The organism is Neobacillus drentensis (assembly GCF_021560175.1).
Classification (GTDB): Bacteria; Bacillota; Bacilli; order Bacillales; family Cytobacillaceae; genus Neobacillus; species Neobacillus drentensis_A.
Window position 1 is genome coordinate 3,735,075 of record NZ_CP091110.1, and the last position, 22,555, is coordinate 3,757,629.

The window sequence follows — 22,555 nt, forward strand, 5'->3', positions numbered from 1 at the left end:
AATAATAAGTGGAAAACTGCTAAAATAATACCCAAATCGAATGAAAAAATATAAGTATATTGAGCAGGTGCAAGAATATGCAAATAAAAGATTTTATGGTGGACCAAAGTTTAAAAGAATTAACGGAACATCGTACAGTGGTGTTACCGCTCGCTTGTTACGAAACCACGATTAATCAAAATATAAATGGATATATACCACTTCATTGGCATGATGAATTTCAGTTTGTTCTCGTTATAAAAGGAGAAGCCCTTTTTCAAATAAATGAAGAAACGATCATTATAAAAGCTGGTGAGGGGTTATTTATAAATAGTGGCTGCCTGCACATGGCAAAAGATAAAAATAATTCAGGCTGTGCCTATATTTGTTTAAATGTATCCCCCCATTTCATTTTATCCCAAGAACTTTATACCACCCATGTTAGCCCTTATATTCAGGCGACTAATATTCCTTATTTGCGCTTGGTTCCAGAGGAGCCTTGGGCAAATAACATTTTAAGTTCTATAGATAGAATCAATCAGCTGATCAAACAAAAATCACCATACTTTGAAATCGACATCAGCCTGCATCTAACCTTAATTTGGAAGAACTTAATTATGAATGGGATTGAATTGGAGTACGAACAGATGGAAGTAGTCAAAAGTCATCGAATGAAACAGATGTTAAATTGGATCCACCTACATTATGCGGAGAAAATCCTTTTAGACGATCTTGCACGAGCTGGTCAATTAAGTCGTTCTGAGTGCTGCCGATATTTCAAACGAATTTTAAAGAAAACACCTCTGAATTATGTAACAGATTATCGAATTCAAAGAAGTTTAACTTTACTACAACAACCGGAATCAAATGTGACAGATGTTGCTTATCAAGTAGGATTTAACAGCACAAGCTATTTCATAGATAAATTCCGAAAGTCAATGAACATGACCCCATTGGCTTACAAAAAACAGAATTCCAGTTCACTTGTTTAGCAGTGCACTTACACTACTTATTAAAGCTTATTTAGATCCACAGCTAGAGCATTGACACTAACTGCAGCTCCCCTCTTTGAGGGGTCTGCAGTTAGTGTCATGTTTTTTATTTAACTACTTAGCTTGTCTCTATAAAGGACTTTATTTTGACATACGCTTTTCGATCTTTTCATTACTATTTCAGGGCAATACATATATTTTTTGCTTCTGTGAAAAATTCCATACTGTGATGGCCACCTTCACGTCCGATGCCACTCTTTTTAAAGCCGCCGAATGGAGCACGGAGATCACGTACAAACCAGCAGTTCACCCAAATCGTACCCGCTCTAACTGAATGAGAAATTCGGTGCGCGCGTTGAAGGTTTTCTGTCCAAACAACACCGTTTAATCCATATTCCGTATCATTGGCAATACGAAGGGCTTCTTCTTCGGTATCAAATGGGATGATTGTCACAATTGGCCCAAATATTTCTTCTTGGCATATTCGAGACTTAGGATTTTCTTGAATATAAACCGTAGGCTCTAAGTAGAAGCCATTTTGTAAATGTTCCGGTAAATCCGGTCGTTTCCCACCACAAATTAACGTAGCATTTTCTTCTTTGGCAATCTCTAGATAGCTTGTTACTTTTTTATAATGCTCTTCACTCACAACCGGTCCCATTTTTGTTTCCACATCTTGTGGATCGCCGACTTTTAGTTCCATTGCCGCTTTCTTAAATCGGTCAAGAAATTCATCTAATATCGGGCGATGCACCAAGATTCTTGATCCTGCAAGACAAATTTGCCCGGAATTCATGAATGCTGCCTGAATCGAAACCGGTATCGCTTTATCAAGAGTAGCATCTTCGAACACGATATTGGCAGCTTTTCCACCTAATTCAAAAGAAACCTTTTTTAACGTATCAGCGCCGTTTTTCAAAATTCGCTTTCCGGTAGCCGTGGAACCCGTGAAGGAAACAAGATCTACTTCAGGATGGGTTGTCAAAGCCGTTCCAACGACTCCACCTTGACCATGAACAACATTCACAACGCCATCTGGAATTCCTGCTTCTTTGGCAATTTCTCCAAGGAGCGAAACAGAAAGCGGAGTCATTTCAGCTGGTTTAATAACAGCTGTATTGCCTGCAGCAAGACAAGGACCAAGCTTCCAAGTGGTCAACATAAAAGGAACATTCCAAGGGGTAATGAGTGCAGCTACTCCAACTGGTTCGTAACGCGTGTAGTTTAAATACGCTTCTTCCATTGGATACACTTCTCCGCCTTGCTGCTCCATAAAATCCGCAAAAAATTTGATGTTGTTTGCAGCTCGTGGAACTTCATGCTGAACGGCCGATTGAAACGGCTTTCCTACATCGGTCGCATCTAAACGCGCTATTTCCTCTTTTCGCTCAAGGATAATCTCAGCCATACGGCGAAGCTTTGCACAACGCTCGGCTACTGTCATCGTTCTCCACGGACCATTTTCAAATGCGTCACGTGCGACATGGCAGGCACGATCCACATCCTCTTGTGTGGCTTCACTGACTTTCGCGATCACCTCCTGTGTAGCAGGGTTTTTCACCTCAAAACTAGCTCCATCGCTTGCTTTTACATATTCTCCGTTTATATAAAGGCCCACTTCTCTGACTATCGTTTGGACATTTGTCATTTTGAGACCTCCTTTCGCTTTTTCACTGATTCGCCTGCAATCCCCCAATGTTCTGGTTCTAGTTCATTAATCATGATGCGAACATTTTGGACAGGTGCTTCTAGTACCGTCGAAACGACTTCTGTAACTTCACGAATCAATCGTTCTTTCTTTTCCGGTGATCTCCCTTTAAGAATATTAATCTGAATAAATGGCATAAACAGCTCCCCCCTCGTCTTGAAGTTTATTCTGTGAATACAGCCTCCACCGAGCCAAGACCATCAAAACCCGCTGAGAAATGGTCACCTGCTTCAATTTTTATCGCTGCGGATAAGGAGCCGCTTAACACGACTTCTCCGGGTTGAATACTTTGACCTACCTTATACAACCGATTGGCTAACCAAGCAATCGCTCTCGCTGGATGCCCCATTACAGCTGCACCCGCACCAGTCGCGACGACTTCTCCGTTTTGTTTAAAAACCATTCCCATCAATTTCAGATCGAAATCCTTCGCAGAAGAGAATTTTTCACCAATGATAAAACGAGAGGAGGATGAGTTATCAGCTACCGCATCAGGTAAGGTAAAGCTGAACCCATGGAAGCGGCTGTCAATGATTTCTACTGCAGGAGCAATATATTCTGTTGCATCGAGCACATCCGCAACCGTGACATGAGGTCCCTTCAACTCTCGATTAAAAATAAAGGCAATCTCTGGTTCCAACTTTGCATGGATGAAAGGGTCAAGCGAAATCCTTTCCCCTTCAAACAGCTGCATGCTTTCAAGCAAAACCCCGTAAGATGGTTCATGAACGCCCATCATCTCTTGTTTTGCTTTGCTCGTTAAACCTAGTTTTCGGCCAATTCTTTTCGTATTCTCTTCTTTGCATTTCAATTCGATTAAGCGTTCCTGAACTTGATAGGCTAATGCTTCGTCCAGTTCGGGAGAGGTGTCAACAAATTTACCAACCGCTTTTTTCTTCTTTTCCGCCTCAAAAAGTTCAACAGCAATTTGATCGATTACATCCGTTTTAATCATGTTATCACCTAGTTTCCTTTAATCTTCCATCAATCACGATTGAGGAATGCCCCAAGCTATTCAAGATTTTACATTATCTTTTAAACTTGGCTGTAACCGTACCAATATGGGCAAACTCTGCCGTAAATGTATCATTGTCTTTCACTTCAACAGCTCTCGTTAAGGCCCCTGACAGAATGATTTCTCCTGATTTCAGGGAGACATCGTACTTTCCTAATGAATTTGCCAGCCAAGCCACGGAACGCAGTGGATTGCCAAGGACAGCTGCCCCTGCTCCAGAATCAATCATTTCTCCATTTTGATAAGCGACCATACCAATATGAGTAAGATCCAAGCCGGCTAACTTTGTTGGTTTCCCGCCAATAATCGCACAAGCAGAGGATCCATTGTCTGCAACTGTGTCTTCAAACTTAATCTTCCAATCTTCAATCCGGCTATCAATCACTTCAATGGCCGGAACAATGTAATCTGTCGCAGCAATGACATCTAGGATGGAAACATTCGGGCCTTTTAAATCCTTTTTTAAAATAAAGGCAATCTCAAATTCTACTTTCGGTTGGATATAGTCTGCTAGTGAAATTTCTTCGCCTTCAACATACATCATATCAGCCAATAAATGACCGTAATCCGGCTGGGTGACACCAAACATGTTTTGAATCGCTTTGCTTGTCGCGCCAATTTTCTTCCCAACGATGATTCCGCCATTTGCGACTTTTCGACGAATAATTTCTAACTGCGTGTAATAAGCCTCATCGACGGTTATTTCTGGATAGACAACCGTTAACGGCTTGATTACAGTCTTGGTTTCCTCTGCTTCCAAAAGATAAGTGGCCGCTTCTTGAATAATTGACACAACTGTTCCCTCCTTACACAAGTACTATACTTTTAACCGTTTCTTCTCCGCTAGTTCAACGGCAACATCTAAAATCCAGTCCTCCTGGCCAGCAACTGTTTGTCTTTTGCCAAGCTCTTCCATAATTTCAGATACCCCGACACCAAACTTTTCTGCTGCGTGTTTAACATGTAATAAAAAGCTGTTATAAACTCCGGCATAACCGCTTGATAAGTTACCGCGATCAATCACAATCGGAGATTGCATAAGCGGCGCCACTTTTTCTTCAGCAGCATCCATTAAGATGGCTAGATTGATTCCGGTTTTAATGTTCATTTTATTAAGAACCGCAACCAGAACTTCCGTTTGCGCATTTCCAGCTCCCGCGCCTAGCCCTCTTAGCGTTCCGTCAATTTGATCCGCACCAGCTTCAAGCGCCGTGATCGTATTGCCAATTGCCAAGCCAAGGTTATTATGAGCGTGGAAGCCGACTTGAATAGACAATGCTTCTTTTAAGGCCATCACTCTTTCGCAGACACCACTTTGAACAAGAGCCCCTGCAGAATCTACAACATATACGCAATCGGCACCATATGATTCCATCAGCTTTGCCTGCTTCGCAAGAACGCTGGCAGGCTGAGTATGAGACATCATCAAGAAACCAACAGCCTCAAGGCCTAATTCTTTTGCTAAGCGGAAGTATTGCTCAGTAACATCCGCTTCCGTACAATGAACGGCAATCCGGATTACAGAAATGCCCAGTTCTGCTGCTTCTCTTAGCTCTTTGCCCGTCCCTATCCCCGGTACGAATAAAGACGCAATTTTAGCGTTTTTTGCGGTTTCCACTGCTATTTTAATCAAGTCAAATTCAGAGTAACTTGAGAACCCTTGCTGAATCGTCGATCCATTTAAACCAGAACCATGGCTCACTTCAATAACAGGAACACCGGCTTCATCTAAATCTCTAACAATAGCTCGGACCTGTTCAGGCGTATAACTGTGGCTAACAGCATGATCACCATCTCGTAGTGTTGTATCTGTCAGTCTAGGAATCTTCATCGTGTTACCTCCTTTGCACTAAGAAAATGGGCGGCATATACATCTCCAACTCGGTAGGCAGACGCAGTCATGATATCTAAATTCCCGGCATAGGTAGGGAAGAAGTCTCCTGCTCCGATTACTTCATTCATAATAATTACTGTTGGCAGTCGGCCCCATGGAGTTTCACGATAATCCACAAAAGGCGTACCTTTTAATCGATAGCCTGGCACATAACTAGAAATTTCAGCTGCAATTGCTTGAATCGACTCAATAACCGCGGCTTCATTAAATTCTTCCTTTATCACGGCATAAACGGAATTTGTCATATTAATTGGCGGCACTGCTGGATTGAAAATAGGAATCGCTCTTGCTATTTTCGCTCCGCCAATTTGCTGGACTGCATTTGCGGTTGTGCGAACAAACTCATCGACATTTTGCCTTGTTCCAGGTCCAATCGATAGACTGGCCGCTGTCGCAATGACTTCTGCATAATGAACAGGAACTATTCGATTGACGGCGTGAACAAGTGGGGTTGTCGCTTGTCCGCCGCAAGAAATCAAGTTGACATTCATCGCTTCCAGTTGGTCATGCATATTTACAGTTGGGACGACAAACGGTCCAATCGCAGCTGGAGTCATATCCACGGCTAATTTCCCTTGTTCTCTTAGTGCTGGGGCGTTCAGCTTATGGGCTTTTGCACTTGTTGCATCAAATACAATCTTAATCTCTGGATCCTCCAAAATTGCATCAATTCCATGATGGCTTGTGGCAATTCCTTTCTCCCTTGCTCTCGCTAGGCCTTCGGAATTTGGATCAATTCCCGACACTATGGCTAAGTCCATATTTCCATCATTTTTTACTATTTTATACATCAGATCTGTTCCAATATTTCCCGATCCTAGTATCGCTGCTTTTATTTTCGTCAAGACTTTTCACCCCGCTATTCTAGTAATCAACAAATTAAGGTTTTACAACTTCGACTTCAGCAGCCTCAATAACTGTAAGTGGTGTTCCTTGCGTCCACCAAGATACAGGGAATTCTGTTCCTATCCAAGTATCACCATTACCTGGAACGTCCTTCATTTCCCATACCACTGGTTTCCAAGCTGGATCTGTAATGATATAACCTGCATCGCCGAACAATTCGATCCGGTTGCCGCCTGGTTCTATTACATACATACAGAAAGCTTGAGAAACTCCATGTTTATTAGGCGGAACTTCTATTTTGATATCATGATCTTTAAGTAAATCGGCCACATCATATAGGTTTTGCGGAATGCCATACCAGTAGCAAAGATGATGCAGCTTGCCCTTGACGCCATTTGGCTCTTGCATATAGGCAATCTCATGAACAAGATTGGACACGCTCATCCAGCTTCCAAGGACATGACCATTATCTTGAATTTGCTCCCTTAATCGGAAACCCAGTTTATCTATCAAAAAGTCCGAATCTGCTCCTGGATTGGAGGTCATTAAATTGATATGATCCAATCGGCGAACCGGCACACCGTGGTCTGGGCGTTTGGAGGGACGGTTTAATAATTTGGAGCGCTGCTTTTCTTGAACTTTGTAATAGTCGACGTCCCACAGGATTTCCATTAAATGACCATCCGGTGTCGTAAATTGAAAAGCTTTCCCATGGCCGATATCTCCTTCAATCCAGCCTTTACCTAATCCCGTTTTTTCAATTTCTGCTACGCGGCGCTCGAGTGCCTGCGGTGACGTTGCCCGCCACGCAACATGACCCACTCCTGCATGTTTTGCCTCAGTGATTTTTAATGTATTATGGTATAAGTCCTCATAAGCACGAAGATACACGGAGCCTCCGGAACGAGCGGTCACTTCCATTCCTAGGAATCTTGTAAAAAATTCAACTGATTGTTCTAGTTTTGGAGAAAAAAGCTCCACGTGTGCTAATTGTGCTACATCAAAAATGGGTTCGTTAATAAATGTCATGTCCGTTCCTCCTTAAATTTTCCTTTTTTCAACTCAAACAAATTATTATTGACGAAATATAGGGAATGATGATAACGTTTTCATTATTATCGATATCACATTCTCCTAAATCGGCTAATACGTGATGTATGCCTCTATCTTAAGGGGCTGGTAAGATGTTCACAACGGCATCGTCCCTTTATGCGGGACATGATTTCCAATTTTTTAATATTTTTATTATTTGGAGGAAAATATGATACAAGAACAAGATAAGCTGCTCTCATCTGTTAAAAGTGCCATTAAAATCTTGCGGGCTTTCAAAATGGATCAACCGCAAAAAGGGGTACGAGAACTAGCAAATGAGCTGGGACTCGGTAAAAGCAGTGTCCAAAGAATTCTTACTACACTTGCCTCCGAGGGATTAGTTCAAAAAAATAAAGAGACCAATAAATATGAATTGGGTCTCTCCGTTGTGGAATTAAGTTCGATTGTCCTTGGCAACATCGATTTGCATAGGGAATCACGTCCGATACTAACCGACCTTGCTAATAAATATGGGGAAACTGCCCACCTGGCAATATTAGATGGAAATCATGTGGTCTATTTAGACAAAGTCGAAAGCAAAACCTCGAATAAACTACCTTCTCACTTAGGATTTCATAATTATGCTCACTGTACAAGCTCTGGAAAACTTCTCCTTGCGCATAGCGGCAACTACTTAGTCGATTTGGTGATTCAAAATGGCCTCGATGCGATCACACCGAAAACGATTGTTGACCCAAATAAGTTCCGACAAGAGTTGAGTACCATCTTAAGGCAAGGTTATTCCGTAAGTATTGATGAATATACCATTGGACGGACATCCGTATCGGCCCCCGTTAGAGACCATACTGGAAAAGTCACTGCTGCTATTAACCTAGTAGGTCCTAGTCCGCGATTCTCCAGACAACGAATTCAGTATTTTGCGAGTGAATTAATTCGTGCCGGAGAATTAATTTCCGAGCGGCTAGGTTATTGGAAAAGGTAAGATTTCCTTCAAAGACGGACCAAAGAGGGTAAGAAGATTATTCTATTAATCTCTTCTATTAAGAGTTAACAATGTCAGCTGTTTTAACAGGTGTTAACGGTGTTCCTTGCGTCCACCATGATTGTGGGAATTCAGTCCCAATCCAAGTATCACCATTACCGGGAACGTCCTTCATATCCCAAATCACCGGCTTCCATGCTGGGTCTGTAATAATATAACCTGCATCACCGAACAATTCGATTCGGTTTCCGCCTGGTTCAATAACATACATACAAAACGCCTGACTGACTCCATGCTTATTCGGAGGAACTTCAATTTTTATATCATGATCTTTAAGTAAATCCGCGACATCATAAAGATTTTGTGGAATTCCATACCAGTAGCAAAGATGATGCAGCTTTCCTTTTACTCCGTTAGGCTCTTGCATATAGGCAATTTCATGGACGAGATTGGAAACACTTATCCAGCTCCCTAGCACATGGCCATTGTCTTGGATTTGCTCTCTTAAACGAAATCCGAGCTGGTCCAGCATAAAGTCCGTATCAGCTCCTGGATTCGAAGTCATGAGATTAATATGATCCAAGCGGCGAACCGGCACACCACGATCAGGCCGTTTGGATGGTCTATTTAATAGTTTAGATCTTCGCTCCGCATCCACTTGATAATACTCAACGTCCCATAGAATTTCCATTAAATGACCGTCTGGACTGGTAAATTGGTAGGCCTTGCCATGTCCGATATCCCCATCAATCCAGCCTTTTCCTAATCCCGTTTTTTCAATTTCCTCCACACGTCGCACTAGCGCTTGCGGGGAAGTGGCACGCCAAGCGATATGGCCAACTCCTGCTTGCTCGGATTCCGTAATGATTAACGTATTGTGGTAGAAATCCTCATAAGCACGAAGATATACGGATCTTTCAGTACGAGCGGTTACTTCCATTCCTAGAAATCTGGTAAAAAATTCAACGGATTTTTCAAGCTGCGGTGAAAGTATCTCTACGTGGGCAAGCTGTGCTACATCAAAAATGGGTTCTTGGTATGAACTCATGTGAATCCTCCTAATTTTTCGAATTTTCCATAAGAACTTTATGATTTAATAACCGCTTCTTTTTCCGCAGCTTCTGCCCATGTTTTGTTTGTCCAACCCTTAAGGTCATAATCGTTTAATGCAGATTCGACGAATGCTTTTTGCTGATCCGCAGCACCTGTTGCCTCAAAGTGGAATAACGCTTCCATATTGATATTTTCATGATTTCCTGCATAGTTTACTTCATATAATTCATGACGGCCTCCAAACTCTGTGCCAATCGTATCCCAAACCATTTTCAATAATTTCACACGTTCTTCAGCACCAATTCCTGTTCCGCGATAATATGTGTCCAAGTAAGGTCTTAAATCTTCATTGAGAAAATCTTTTGAACTTGAAGGTAATTGAATTAACCCACCAGCCACGACTTGCTCGAAAATATTTTTCACCTTCACCCAAGCCAATGGAGCTAACGCACGATAAGCGGCACTAGAGTAAGAGTTTGGAATCACTAACCCATTTGGCCCTTTTTCAGGATCCGTTGCCATTGCGGTTGATAGACCCCAGAACATATTTCGTAATGCAACGACCTCTCCAATCTTCGCCTGAACTCCACGGAAATCTTTTGTCCCAGCTCCTTCCGTTGCTTTCAATAACAACCCGGTCATAAAATCCAACTTAACGGCGAGACGCGTACAACCATGAAAAGTAAACCTTGGTATAAAACCGCTTACTTTTGCAAAATTATTTGAAACTTCAATATTTCGGTAAGCTAGCACATCTTCCCAAGGTATGAACACATTATCAAGGACAATCACTGCATCATTTTCATCAAAGCGGCTCGATAATGGATAATCAAATGGCGTTCCAGTTTTAAATGCGTTTAATTCGTAGGATTGGCGGCTTATCATACGAACTCCTTCAGCATTCATTGGCACGAAGAAGATCAATGCGTGACTATCATCGCCCCCACCTAAATCTTTCGGCCCATAGTTAGCAACAAAGTTATAATGTGTTAACGCAGAAGCTGTCCCAACCATTTTGGCACCGCTTACAATTATGCCGTCATCGCGTTCTGCAACCGCACGAACAAAGGCGTCTTTATTCTCGTGTAACGGTTTTGAACGATCCACTTGCGGATTAATAATCGTATGATTAATAAATGGTACTTCTTTTGTTGCTTTTTTGTACCATGCCTTCGCGTTGTCTTCAAACCCCTCATAAAAATGACCAAACGCATTTAGGTGCCCAGTGAAGGATGCTTTATAGTCAGGGGTTCTTCCCATAAAACCGTAGCTTAGCTTTGCCCACTGAGCAATTGCATCTCTTGCCTCTAACAAATCCTGAGAACTAGTAGGAGTTTTGAAAAATTTATGTGTTCTGTCGCCAAATTCACTTGTTGTCGTTAAGATATCACGTGTAGATGGATCATGAAGAGCATCATACATTCTCGCATACGAACGAGCAGCATTCCGATAAGCTGGATGGGTTGTAACATCTTTAATTTTTTCTCCGTTTAAATACACTGCCCTGCCGTCATTGAGACTTTCCAAGTATTCTTTACCTGTGTACATTCCTTCAACTCCATTCATAAATATCTTCTAATTGAAGTGTGAATCTATTAGTCCATCACTAGTTTTATCTTAAATTATCTGAAAATTATAAACAATGACACAAGATGATAGAAAACTCTATAAATACAACTACTTTGTGTCAGTTGTTCGAAAAAAAGCAAGACAGCCCACTAACAGAGTGTCTGTGGGCTGTCTTGCAACTTGATCGATGAATAGGTTCATAATTCATGATATCCTGGATTTCTTGTAGTAGATTAAATTCATCACTATGCTTGAATTTTTTTAATTCTTTCATGCTCAATAATTTTCAATGCTTTTAACGCCATCATCAACTGAAATTGTCTTTGGGGATCACGCAAGTCACAATCAAGGAGGTCGGTAATTTTATTGAGACGATAACGAAGTCCGCTTTTAGATAGTACGAGGGATTCTGCTGTTTGATCCAAGTTCCCCCCTTGCTCTAGAAAATGGTAGAGCGTTTCAATCAATTCTAATTTATGCTTATCTAGACTCTCGTAGAGAATCCCAAGTTGGTCTCGGATCATTTTCTTGATCGCTTGTTCGTTTTGGTCATTGATCAAGATTCCAAGCATGCCTAAATCACTAAAAAGCGTAATTGGTTCATCCCTTGAAGAAAGTCGCACTGCTGAACGTGCTTCTTCCATTGCAACTCCTGCTTCTAGAATGTTGCTGTAGTGGGAGCTTATACCCGCTAAGAACAAAGCATTTTTTATTTTCTTTTTTAAATAGGAAACTAAAGTTCGAATCGTTTTCTCCATGTTTTGCTGACGCACTTGTTTCTCTGTCATCAGGAGAATTAAGCTGTCAGGTTGCTGACCGATTAACACATTGAGGTTTTTTTCTTCTCGAAAGTAAGCAGAGACCCTTTCAAACGTTTTTTTATGAAGCGTCAATTCCTTTTCATCACATGAATTCAAATACTTGTAGGTCAACACTACAATATGATAGTGATCGGATAGATCTAACTGAATAAAATCCGCTTTCCTCATAATTTCTTGTTGTGTATATTTTCCGCTAATAATTTCTTCAAGAAAATGACCCTTCACTTGTTCCAACGATTCCACTTCCGTTTTTTCCTTTAAAAACAGCAGCGAGCAAATCGACGCTAAGCGATCAAGAATCATCGAGTCGATCTCATAATTAGGGGTTCTTTCTCGTTCATACAGAAAAGAACAATAACCGACAACCTTCCCTAATAGAAAAATTGGAGACATCAGTCGAGTCCCATTTTCCATCGAGAAAACACGTACTTTGGAATGGCATTGCTTTTTGTCTGCCAGCTCAGAAAAATTTTCTCTCATGGAATCATAGTCTTCAAGGGTGATGCCTTTACAGGCAATGACATTTTGACGACCATCCTCCACGATAATGGGAACATAATGTTGTTTATGTAAAATATCGAGGATGGAATCGATGCTATTTCCCTTAATTAGCTCATTGGTCATCTCATTATACGTTTTTGACACTAGTGAGAGATTATTTCTTTCCAGCATGAGTTTTACGTTTGTTTGTTCCAGTTCCTTTAATATTGGCAGTTCTTTACTATAAGAAAAGAATTCCTCCGCCTCTTCCTTCCATTCTGAAACAAGGCGTCCTTCCCAGATGCAACACGGTGCCCCTTGTCCCTGGCATTGCAATTCTTTGAAAAAAACGTCCACTCCCAACACACCAGTAATATATCCCGTGGCATACCCAGTTAACGTATAACAAACAGGGCTCTGGCTAATCCCAAAATTTTGAAGATGTTGTTCCGCTTCATATGAATTTTCCCACACTCCTTTAAAGCGAAACGATTTAATTTCGTTTCCTTCCACTTCAAAATCTTTCTCGGTGATGAGAGATTTCGCATGTCCTTTTAAAGCATGAATAATCGGACCATATTCGATCTTTTCAAGCAAGCTCAAAGAGTCTTTTTCTGCCACCTCTTTCGCATCTTCTACTCCCAATTGATAGCCATACTTGAAGAAAAAGGTTTTCATCCGATTAATCCCGATATTCTCAATTAAATCACGCTGCATCGTCCCAAAAGCCTGGCTCGAAACAAAAATAGATCTTTCATTGTTGGCAAACCATAATTCATTCTCTTGACGAATATGTAATAATTCATTCAGTTTTAAAGTTTTCATTCCATTGCTCCCTAAATTTCTAATTTACTTAAGAACTAGGTAAATCTTACGTATCAGTGAATGAAAGAATGATTATTGACTTATGATTTTAGATGATTAGTAGTTTCCATTATACTGAAGGATTTAAAAAATGAAAAGGCTTTCATTATTGAAAATAGACTAACATTAGATAGCCTTTATCCAGCAAAAAAATTTAATATTTTAGCACACAAAAAACGACAATGTTCGATTCTGATATTCTGTAGACTAATAGTATATATTTACCACTTTTTATAAAAGATCGTTTACATAGAGACACGTAATCATTTGTTAATGCCATAAGATATTTTTTAGCAGGATGAGCAGGTATTGGGGGAGATCATAATGGGAAGCACAGCAAATATTCAAGAACTAGAGAAACAAAGCGTAAATTTAACTAAGTGGTTTGGAGGATGGAAACTTATTGCATTTAGTATTATCTTTATCATCGCCCTCATCATCGCAGCAGGCAGCTACTACCAGGCAAACCACTTCAATTCAGAAATCAAGATAAATAGTATCGATGTTGGTGGCATGACGACTGAGCAGGCACTAAATAAATTAAAAACAACCACATTAACAAATGTAGTATATATTGGAGACCAACATATTTTAGATGGAAAAGACTCAAAGATGAGATTTACAGCTAAAGATCTGCCCAGCTTCAATAAATTGTTAAAAAGCCAGTGGACGTTCTTTCCTTCATCAAAGGCAAAGAATTATTCATTGATACCGGTCAGTAAAGATCAGTTTCGAAATCTGACATTGAAAAAACAGGTGGAAGAAAAGCTGTTAGCCATGAATCAGAATTTAAAAGTGCCACAAGATGCGGTAGTTCGTTTGGAACAAGGAAAAATAGTTGTATCTAAAAGTATTAGCGGAGAGCAGTATGATGTGGGCAGTCTTTTGAAGGACTATGATAAGCACAAATATATTAGTGAAATTCATCTAAGTCCAATATTTATACAACCCATTAAAGAAGACAGCGAGTTTGTAAAAAATGAACAGAAAAAGCTGGAGGAATTCCTCGCTCAGACCGTTGATTATAAGGTGCAGGATAAAATTTTCTCATTAACCGCACGCGACTTAATTAAAAATGCCTCAATTACAAGAGATTTAAAGATTACGCTAAATGATGATGGTGATATTAAAAATAAGCTCACTGAGATTAACCATTCCCAATCTACATTAAATAAAGATTTTACCTTCAAGACCCATTCGGGTTCGATGATATCGGTTAAAGGGAAAGGCTATGGCTGGGCCATAAATGTTGATAAAGAAGTACCGCGTATTAAGCAAGCACTTGAAAATGGAGAAAAGTCGGTTTCCGCCTCTAATATTTATGGAAATGGCTGGAAGGGCGAGGGCTACGGATATGATGCCATTACGAACAATGGGATTGGCAATACGTATGCTGAAGTGTCCATTGCTGAGCAGCGAATTTGGATTTATAAAAATGGGAAATTAGTGGTCACAACGAATGTCGTTACCGGCACACATAGTACCCATCATGATACATCACCAGGGGTGTGGTATATCCTCTATAAGCAGACACCTGCCGTGCTAACCGGCAGAGAGAACGGTAAAATCACTTATCAGGTAGATGTTAATTATTGGGCTCCTTTTACAAATGATGGCCAAGGGTTCCACGATGCCAGCTGGCGAGGCAATTGGGGCAGTAAAGCCTATCTTTCGGCAGGATCGCACGGCTGTGTCAACACTCCGCCAAGCATTATGAAAACTGTATATAGTAATCTCAGCACCTATGAGCCGGTTGTTATTTATTAAGTAGTAGCTATTCGAATTAATTTATTTAAGATATGTATGCGTTGATCTTCAATAAATCACATGAACTAATGAACACATGAAATGGCATGCAAATTGACGCATGCCATTTTTATATTAATATCAAGGTTTTTTGATAATTTTTAACATATTTAAATATTATTTTATGGTTGAAATATGAACAAAATCCCCAAACTATCAAAAAACATATATTTGTTCATGGAAAGATAAACCCACCCTCCAGTTTAGAACAGCTACGTTGATAATTAAAATTGAAATGAGAAATCATCAAAATAATGGGGTAAAAAAATGCATGCACCTTTTCAAGTTCATTCTAGCCTTCCTTCTTTTCGTCTTTTTTCAGTGGAACACGTTTTACCTTTTGGTATCATTTTAGTTCTATGCACTCTGCTGTTTATTTTCAGAAACAAGCTAAAAGGAATTAGGAAAAGAAGATATTTACGTTTCTTCTTAGCCTTTCTCCTACTTTTATCTACCGCTTTGGAGCAAATTTGGCTTTTTTATGAACATGCATGGTCATTGAAAGAATCTTTACCGCTTCAGCTTAGTGATCTTTCTGTCATTCTCGCAGTTGTGATGTTATTTACCAGGAGTAAAAAACTTTTTCAATTCCTCTACTTTGCAGGGTTAGGGAGTTCGATTCAAGCTATTTTGACTCCTGACCTTGGAAGATATTCGTTTCCGCACTTTGAATATTTTGAGTTCTTTGTGTCACATGGAGGGGTGGTACTTGCATGTCTAATCATGGTTTTGATTTTCAATTACTTCCCGACTCTTCAAGGAATGTGGATAACCATTTTGATTGTAAACCTTTATTCAGTCGTTGTCTTTTTCCTCAATAAATGGCTGGGAGCGAATTATCTATATATTATGAAGAAACCTAAATCGAGTTCTCTATTAGATTACCTTGGACAGTGGCCCTGGTATCTTCTCTCCATGGACATGGCGATGATTTTAAGTTTTTATATTTTGTATAGTCCGTTTTGGATAAAAAGAAACTACTTTCACTAACGTTGACTTAGCAGAAAGTAGTTTCGATTGAATCAATCTTAAATAGAAAATAAAATAATGTGGCCTCTGAAGGAAACAGAGAACTTAAATATTATTGAATATAATCATAAATATTCTTCGCTAACAATAAACAGGTTACTGCAATAAACAGAGCACGAACATAACCACTTCCTTTTTTTATCGCAAATTTTGATCCACAAATCGCACCAGCAAATTGTGCAATCCCCATTATTATTCCATAAGTGTAGTTTACTTGCCCTAAAAACATAAACATAAACAACCCAGCAATATTACTGCCGAAGTTTAAGAATTTTGCATTCCCTGCAGCTTTTAAAAAATCAAATCCAATCAACAAAAAAGAGAAGATTAAAAATGAACCTGTTCCAGGGCCAATGAATCCATCATAGAAACCTATCGCAAATAATGTAACCAAAAAAATAATGAAGTGATAGATGGACAATTTTTTGGGGGTTGAAATACTTCCCCATTCTTTCTTGAAGATCGTAAAAATAGCTACTGCTGCAAGCATGATCAACATCAATGGCTTAAGCACTTCAGGGTTTAGCAAATGAACAGTGTATGCACCCAATAATGAGCCAATAAACGTGAGTGGAAAAAATTTAGCCACTGATTTTATATCAAGTTTACCAGACCGATAAAACATAAAAGTACTTGTTAAAGAGCCTATTGTCGATGCTAATTTATTGGTAGCTACTGCCCCTGCTGGATTCAGTCCTGTAAATAATAATGTTGGAAGTGCAATCAATCCACCACCCCCTACAACAGAATCAATAAAGGAAGCTAAAAATCCAAAAACAATCAAAATAATTAATAACGACGGGTCTAAATGCATACCAACCAACCTTTCCTATAGTCACTACTGGAATAGTAACTAATTTATTGCTATATGTAAATAGTTATTGTAGATTTGTTACATAGGAAGATAATTGGAGGACAAAAAAAGTGAACGACATAGTGCAGCAGCTAAAAAAATTAGGTTTTAACGAATATGAAGCTAAAGCTTATGTATCTCTCGTTAAACAAGGTCCTGTTACAGCCTACCAAGTTAGCAAGGACTCAGGTATACCAAGAGCACGAATTTATGATGTGTTAGGTAATCTTGTTGAAAAAGGACTTGTCTTGAAGGAGGAAATAGATGACACCACTCGATATTCACCTCTTCCCGTTGAAATCTTTTTGCAGAAAGCTCAATCAGAGTGGCAATCGACTTATTCGGTATTAATTGATTCGTTAAGAAGTCTAGAGACATCTGATGAAAAAATGGACAACCGTGTGCTTACTTTAAAGGACTATAAAACGATTATTAACTATTGTGAGACGCTAATAAAAAAAGCAGAAAAACGTATAGTCATTTCAATGTGGGATGATATGTATGAGGTGTTGAAGAAAGATCTGATTCAGGCCACCGAAACAGCAATCGTACAAGGTATTACACTACATGTTGAAAATCCAATTGGGGATCTTGAAATCCACCGCAATACACCTTTTACTGAAACCCCCTCTACAGATCATTGGTTTATTTTGTCCATAGATTCTAAAGAGATGATTTATGGACCATCAATTGAGGAGCGTAGTGTTGCTTTTTATACAGATGACCCTGTTCATATATACTTATTAGAGGATTATGTGTGGCACGATGTGCTAGTGAATAGACTTGTTCGACGCAGCCAAGACGATTTAGAGAAATGGATTACTACAGAGCGGAGAGCCTTCTTTATGGAAAAATAAGAAGCTTATTCAAAGAACTAACAAAATAAAGCATAAGTAATTAAATGAAAACTTGTGCTTTATTTTATTGTTAAAATTACCTCAGCTAAGTTACCTTTCTGCATATTTTTTAATCAAATTATTTAACATTAAAATTAAATATATTTATTTCTATTTTTATATTTATTAATTTTTTAAATTTAAATATTTATTTTTTTAATCAGTTGATGTATGATCGAATTACAAATAATGAAGGAGGGAATTATGGCATATCCTCTTATTTCAGATTGTCCTGTTTGTGGTAAGCAATTAAAAATTACAAAGCTACAGTGTACTCATTGTCATACCACAATTGAAAATGAATTTGAACTCTCTAATTTTGCGACTCTTAGCAAGGAACAGCTTAGTTTTATAGAAACTTTTTTAAAGTGCCGCGGAAATATTAAAGAAGTTGAAAAAGAACTTGGGGTATCCTATCCCACCGTGCGAGGGAAATTAGATGACATTATCTCTTCTCTTGGATATTCCACCACTAAAAAGGTTGAAAAAATGGATCAAAAAAAGGTGATTTTAATGCTGGAGAAGGGCGAAATTACAGCCGAAGAAGCTATTGGGATATTAAATGGGGAGGAATCCTAAATGAGTGAAGAAATTTCAAGAGTATTAACAATGGTTGAAGAAGGAAAGTTGACCAAAGAGAAGGCTGCTGAATTAATCGATGTTCTGCAAGGAAATGGTAAACAGGTCGATCTAAATAAACGGACCTCAACCTCCTACCTAAATAAAATGCTAAAAATCCGTGTTACTACTATAGATGGTGACAATGTAAATGTTAATCTTCCTATAAAACTCATAAAAGCTGTTTTAAAGGTAGGTAAAAATATTGCTAAAATGATTCCCGAATCCGAAAAATATGTAAAGGATATCGACGTTGAACTTTTAATTGAAGCTATTGAAAATGAATTGGACGGACAAATTGTAGATGTTACCTCAGCAAAGGGTGACAAAGTACTGGTTATTATTGAGTAATGATGAAAATAAAAATCAGAGTAAAAGCCAGACGATTTATTATTCCAGTCCCGTATGCTTTTTTAGATCTATTCATTGGGATCCTCACTTCAAAACGAATCCTAGTACTTGTAAATCGTGCAATTGAAAAAAAGGCAAAGAAAAAATTTCAAATTCCTTATATAAACAGGCAAGATTTAAAACCTCTGCTAAGGGAAGTTTCAAAGCAAAAAGGTCTACTGCTGGTTGAAACAAGCCTTAAAGACGGAACAGAGATTTCGATTAAGCTATAGAGCAATAAGCAAAATTCCTCCGTTCTAGAATTTTGCTTTTTCCCTATTCTATAATTTCAAAAACTCCCACAATGCTTTTGCTTTCTTTAATATTCACCTTTAATTACAAAATACGAGCCCCGGATTGTTCCAGCTAGTTTAGACTTCTGCCTAGCAAACTTAAACTTCCCTTCTAACTCCTTAGGTACCTCCATCCCCTCAGAAAGCTTAAAACCAACGGCTCGCTTCTTAGGGTCATCAACCGTATACAAAACATTTACCTCAAGCCCATCCTCATAAAAGACGTAGGCCCATTTGATATTTTCCACTTGAAACCATGACGTTTCTAATGCTTTTGCCTCAAACTCAATATCACGTTCTTCTTTCAAAATTCGGTTCACATAATCAAGGGTCTCCTTGCTTTCGCCAGCTGGTACAACCTTAAATTCATGCTTGTATTTGTTCATAAAGTAACGGGCTTCATGAGCACGTAATCCAGCAAGCGCTTCTGCTACCGGTGAAGACTCTAAGCCCAGCACAGACACATCTTTAAAATCCACGTTATAAGACATTTCCATTCTCCTTTTATCTTTATTTTCTAACAATAGGAATCCAGAACTCACCAAAAACTAAGCCGTTTCGCTGCCCCATCTCAACCATTGTATTGGGCCCGCCAACATAGGCAAAATCTTTTGCATCTGGCAAGACTTGACCAAAGGCCATACCAGTGAGCTTAATATTCAATTCTTCAGCTGACTTCTCTTCCCCTTTGACAACTAGGTATTCACCTTTAGGAAATTGGATTACCCTGGCATCTTCTTGTGCCGACGCCTCTGTCATGACGCCGGCATAATGCATCAACTTGTTATTAACTGCTTCGTTCACAACAAAAACGTAGTCATTTGTGGCTGTTGCTTTTAAAGTGTCAAGCGTTCCATTTTGTCTCACTGTCTGCCAAAAGTCTGACTTTTCCTTGTTTAAGCCGGCAAAGTCTGTGTAATGGCTCTTAAGCTCTGTTCCAATTCCGATAACGGTAAAGCTGTCTTTTTCTTCTAGGGTATAATCTGCCATATTCAATACCTTCCTCTGTTTAAAATTAATCAAATGATTTGTCTTCTTCACCTGATATGTATATGATAACCTTAAATCATGTCAAAAAATGATACTGTTTAGGAGTCCCGATGAAAAAAGTTGAACGGATTAATATCATCATGCGGTATATCAACAACCGCACTCACTTCACCATATCTGAAATCATGCGGGAATTCAACATCTCTCGTTCAACAGCTATTCGAGATATCAGAGAAATTGAAGCCATGGGGATGCCACTTGTCGCTGAAGTTGGAAGGGATGGTGGTTATTTTGTCATGCACAATTCTGTCCTGCCCGTTGTTCGCTTTACCGATAATGAGGTCAAAGCTCTTTTTATTGCCTTTATGGCAACAAGAAATCAACAACTTCCTTATCTAAGGAGCCGTCAGTCTTTAGCTGAAAAATTACTAGGCCTCATCTCCGAAAGCCAGCAAGAAGAACTTGTTCTTTTAAATCAAATCTTGCTTTTTGAAGGGACCAACCCTCATAATCCCGACCTGCTTGATCTTACAGACCTCCCTGATCCAATGTTAGAGAAACTTATCCAAAACCTTCTTTTGGATCGCTATTTATGGATAACCCTCAATGGTGTGAAGGGAAGAACGTCTTATCCTATCTACCTCTTGCACCTTTATCACGAAAAAGGTCTTTGGGTGATTGAAGGCTTTGACCTTAAAGAAGAAATGAAGCGGATTTTTCCTGTCGACCTTCTCACCAATGTCGAACCCTGCCCGACGGAAAAAAGAGTAGGTATGAAAAAGATTTTAGAAAAACTAAGTAAGCAGGAAGAAGAAATTAATCTAGTCCTTGAACTTGGTCCAAAAGCGATAGCCCAATTCAAAAAATTCCATCCTTTGAAAGTATCGATTTCCTTTACGAATCCTTACCAAACCACCGCCGTATTAAAGACTTTTATCAATGTAAATAACTCCGATGAATTGACCGAATTAACCAATTGGCTGCTTTTCCTGGGTGGGGATATCAAGATTAGGGAAGTACCAGAAGAAGTCTTAGAAGTAGTACAAGAGCGATTATCCCTATACTGCCCATAAGCTGTGGCCAGTTTAAGTCCAAACCTATCAATGTATATTCTAAGTCTCTTCATTTGATTAAAAATACTGCATTCCTTCTATTGTATATGGACTACTTTCACCCATTAATATCAATCAAAAAAACGCCACTGATATAAATTCAATCATCAGGGCGTTTCGCATACTTATAGTTCATCAATAAAGATTTCTAACATACGCTTTTATATATTAATACTTACTACACTGCTTGCTTGATTGTAGACAATCTCTTTTTTTCTCGCCAACGGTAAAACATTTTCATCAAAGGCATAATTATAATAAAGATGAACAATAGCCTGAACGTTTGGAACATCGAAACAAGTGAGACTTCTGCTTTAACTGCATCAGCTAATAATACCATTTGATCTAAGCCACCTGGGGCTGTGCTAAGAAAACTTGTAGCGAATGTTGTGTCCATTGCAAACGACATTAGGATGCTTGAGCCGAATGTTAGGGCGATCAGTGCGAATGCGCTGATAATGCCGCCTAAAAGTACACGTATTGGAAGCTTAATCATATGTGGTTTGAGCATTAAGCCAATATGGGCGCCGATTAGAAGTTGAGCGATAGCCATGAAAAAGCCAGGTACTTGTGGAATTGTAATTGGTGTTGTGAGATGCAACGTAATTAACAAAATAATGGGTGTGATGAAAAATGCGACAGGCAAATGGATGCGCTGCATTAAATGTGAACATCCCCATGCAAGTGCAATTAATAATACTAAATTAATCGTTAACTTCGCGTCCGTTGGCTGCTTACTTATTACTTGTCCAGCGACGATAAACGGTACGAATACAACCACTAGTAACAGCCGAATGACTTGAAAATAAGAAATAACGCCAATTTCTTCAACTTTTTCTTCTTCAGCAAATACGACAATTTGACCTAAACCGCCTGGGATAGCACCTAGTACCGCCGCTTTCATTGGAATTTTTGCCCATTTACTAGTTAAGTAAGCGATAACGATTGAGCCACCAATTAATATCACGTTTAGTGTTATCATATAAAATAAAATTGAGCCCATCATGCCGAATAAATCGATGTTAAATTGTACACCTATCACGGTACCGACCATGACGACACCTAAATCACGCATTTGGCCAGACCATTTGAGCGGTCCTTTATAAACAAATTGGGCTAACATGATGACAACAATTGGGCCGAGCATCCAAGGAATAGGGATGTGCAGCAGGCTAAAAATATAACCGCCAATTAAAGATAAAACGAACACCTTTAACATTGCCTTCAACAGGAACACCCCTTCCTATCATAATTTTAACAACCTTTATTACTTAAGAAACCACCAGCATTCATTGTCATGAATACTGGTGGT

General features: G+C 39.2%; 23 protein-coding genes. 9 read left to right on the forward strand and 14 right to left on the reverse strand.

The window, feature by feature from the left end; all coding sequences use genetic code 11:
* The first annotated feature begins 83 nt into the window (after positions 1–83).
* Complete coding sequence (locus tag L1999_RS17420) at positions 84–971, forward strand: AraC family transcriptional regulator (protein WP_235744380.1); 888 nt, start codon at positions 84–86, stop codon at positions 969–971.
* 175 nt (positions 972–1,146) lie between these two features.
* Here L1999_RS17420 and L1999_RS17425 read toward each other — a convergent pair whose 3' ends face one another.
* The 7 genes from L1999_RS17425 to L1999_RS17455 form a co-directional block, all read right to left on the reverse strand.
* Entirely contained in the window at positions 1,147–2,619 is a 1,473-nt protein-coding gene (locus tag L1999_RS17425; RefSeq protein ID WP_235739709.1) for an aldehyde dehydrogenase, read from the reverse strand.
* The gene (locus tag L1999_RS17430) at positions 2,616–2,816 is read right to left on the reverse strand and encodes a 2-hydroxymuconate tautomerase (RefSeq protein ID WP_235739710.1); all 201 of its coding nucleotides are present in this window, start codon (positions 2,814–2,816) and stop codon (positions 2,616–2,618) included. The genes L1999_RS17425 and L1999_RS17430 overlap by 4 nt, the downstream gene beginning before the upstream one ends.
* A gap of 26 nt (positions 2,817–2,842) precedes the next feature.
* On the reverse strand, positions 2,843–3,634 hold the full coding sequence (locus tag L1999_RS17435; RefSeq protein ID WP_235739711.1) for a 2-keto-4-pentenoate hydratase: 792 nt from the start codon (positions 3,632–3,634) through the stop codon (positions 2,843–2,845).
* 73 nt (positions 3,635–3,707) lie between these two features.
* On the reverse strand, positions 3,708–4,487 hold the full coding sequence (locus tag L1999_RS17440) for a 2-keto-4-pentenoate hydratase (RefSeq protein WP_235739712.1): 780 nt from the start codon (positions 4,485–4,487) through the stop codon (positions 3,708–3,710).
* A 24-nt stretch (positions 4,488–4,511) separates the two neighbouring features.
* Complete coding sequence (dmpG, locus tag L1999_RS17445; protein ID WP_235739713.1) at positions 4,512–5,525, reverse strand: 4-hydroxy-2-oxovalerate aldolase; 1,014 nt, start codon at positions 5,523–5,525, stop codon at positions 4,512–4,514.
* The gene (locus L1999_RS17450; RefSeq protein ID WP_235739714.1) at positions 5,522–6,433 is read right to left on the reverse strand and encodes an acetaldehyde dehydrogenase (acetylating); all 912 of its coding nucleotides are present in this window, start codon (positions 6,431–6,433) and stop codon (positions 5,522–5,524) included. Before L1999_RS17450 ends, dmpG begins: the two co-directional genes overlap by 4 nt.
* Positions 6,434–6,467: 34 nt before the next feature.
* On the reverse strand, positions 6,468–7,463 hold the full coding sequence (locus L1999_RS17455) for a catechol 2,3-dioxygenase (RefSeq protein WP_235739715.1): 996 nt from the start codon (positions 7,461–7,463) through the stop codon (positions 6,468–6,470).
* A gap of 232 nt (positions 7,464–7,695) precedes the next feature.
* Between L1999_RS17455 and L1999_RS17460 the strand changes: the two genes are divergently transcribed.
* A complete protein-coding gene (locus L1999_RS17460; RefSeq protein WP_235739716.1) occupies positions 7,696–8,469 on the forward strand; it encodes an IclR family transcriptional regulator in 774 nt (257 codons plus the stop codon).
* A 58-nt stretch (positions 8,470–8,527) separates the two neighbouring features.
* On the opposite strand, the gene L1999_RS17465 is transcribed toward L1999_RS17460, so the two are convergent.
* The 3 genes from L1999_RS17465 to L1999_RS17475 all read right to left on the reverse strand — a co-directional run bounded on the left by L1999_RS17465 (position 8,528) and on the right by L1999_RS17475 (position 13,217).
* Positions 8,528–9,517 (reverse strand): catechol 2,3-dioxygenase, encoded by a 990-nt coding sequence (locus tag L1999_RS17465; protein WP_235739717.1) that lies wholly within the window; start codon positions 9,515–9,517, stop codon positions 8,528–8,530.
* A 38-nt stretch (positions 9,518–9,555) separates the two neighbouring features.
* Positions 9,556–11,070 (reverse strand): 4-hydroxyphenylacetate 3-hydroxylase family protein, encoded by a 1,515-nt coding sequence (locus L1999_RS17470; RefSeq protein WP_235744381.1) that lies wholly within the window; start codon positions 11,068–11,070, stop codon positions 9,556–9,558.
* Positions 11,071–11,336: 266 nt separating this feature from the next.
* Entirely contained in the window at positions 11,337–13,217 is a 1,881-nt protein-coding gene (locus L1999_RS17475) for a helix-turn-helix domain-containing protein (protein WP_235739718.1), read from the reverse strand.
* 363 nt (positions 13,218–13,580) lie between these two features.
* Between L1999_RS17475 and L1999_RS17480 the strand changes: the two genes are divergently transcribed.
* A complete protein-coding gene (locus L1999_RS17480; protein ID WP_235739719.1) occupies positions 13,581–15,023 on the forward strand; it encodes a L,D-transpeptidase family protein in 1,443 nt (480 codons plus the stop codon).
* Positions 15,024–15,329: 306 nt separating this feature from the next.
* Positions 15,330–16,052 carry a YwaF family protein gene (locus tag L1999_RS17485; protein WP_235739720.1) on the forward strand — a complete coding sequence of 241 codons (723 nt, stop codon included), beginning with the start codon at positions 15,330–15,332 and terminating at the stop codon, positions 16,050–16,052.
* A gap of 91 nt (positions 16,053–16,143) precedes the next feature.
* Here L1999_RS17485 and L1999_RS17490 read toward each other — a convergent pair whose 3' ends face one another.
* Complete coding sequence (locus L1999_RS17490) at positions 16,144–16,905, reverse strand: TSUP family transporter (protein ID WP_235739721.1); 762 nt, start codon at positions 16,903–16,905, stop codon at positions 16,144–16,146.
* A gap of 110 nt (positions 16,906–17,015) precedes the next feature.
* Between L1999_RS17490 and L1999_RS17495 the strand changes: the two genes are divergently transcribed.
* From L1999_RS17495 to L1999_RS17510, 4 genes are all read left to right on the forward strand, one after another.
* The gene (locus L1999_RS17495; protein WP_235739722.1) at positions 17,016–17,801 is read left to right on the forward strand and encodes a TrmB family transcriptional regulator; all 786 of its coding nucleotides are present in this window, start codon (positions 17,016–17,018) and stop codon (positions 17,799–17,801) included.
* A 243-nt stretch (positions 17,802–18,044) separates the two neighbouring features.
* Positions 18,045–18,419, forward strand: coding sequence for a DUF2089 domain-containing protein (locus L1999_RS17500; protein WP_235744382.1), 375 nt, complete (start codon positions 18,045–18,047; stop codon positions 18,417–18,419).
* Entirely contained in the window at positions 18,420–18,809 is a 390-nt protein-coding gene (locus tag L1999_RS17505; protein WP_235739723.1) for an SHOCT-like domain-containing protein, read from the forward strand. It begins immediately after the preceding gene.
* Positions 18,809–19,081 (forward strand): hypothetical protein, encoded by a 273-nt coding sequence (locus tag L1999_RS17510; protein ID WP_235739724.1) that lies wholly within the window; start codon positions 18,809–18,811, stop codon positions 19,079–19,081. Before L1999_RS17505 ends, L1999_RS17510 begins: the two co-directional genes overlap by 1 nt.
* Positions 19,082–19,167: 86 nt before the next feature.
* Here L1999_RS17510 and L1999_RS17515 read toward each other — a convergent pair whose 3' ends face one another.
* Positions 19,168–19,632 (reverse strand): phage tail protein, encoded by a 465-nt coding sequence (locus L1999_RS17515; protein WP_235739725.1) that lies wholly within the window; start codon positions 19,630–19,632, stop codon positions 19,168–19,170.
* Positions 19,633–19,651: 19 nt separating this feature from the next.
* Positions 19,652–20,131 (reverse strand): GyrI-like domain-containing protein, encoded by a 480-nt coding sequence (locus L1999_RS17520; protein ID WP_235739726.1) that lies wholly within the window; start codon positions 20,129–20,131, stop codon positions 19,652–19,654.
* A gap of 110 nt (positions 20,132–20,241) precedes the next feature.
* On the opposite strand from L1999_RS17520, the gene L1999_RS17525 reads away from it, so the two are divergent.
* On the forward strand, positions 20,242–21,204 hold the full coding sequence (locus tag L1999_RS17525; protein WP_235739727.1) for a helix-turn-helix transcriptional regulator: 963 nt from the start codon (positions 20,242–20,244) through the stop codon (positions 21,202–21,204).
* Between the two features lie 217 nt (positions 21,205–21,421).
* Here the strand turns inward: L1999_RS17525 and L1999_RS17530 are convergent, their stop codons facing one another.
* On the reverse strand, positions 21,422–22,462 hold the full coding sequence (locus L1999_RS17530; RefSeq protein WP_235744383.1) for an AbrB family transcriptional regulator: 1,041 nt from the start codon (positions 22,460–22,462) through the stop codon (positions 21,422–21,424).
* Positions 22,463–22,555: the final 93 nt, after the last annotated feature.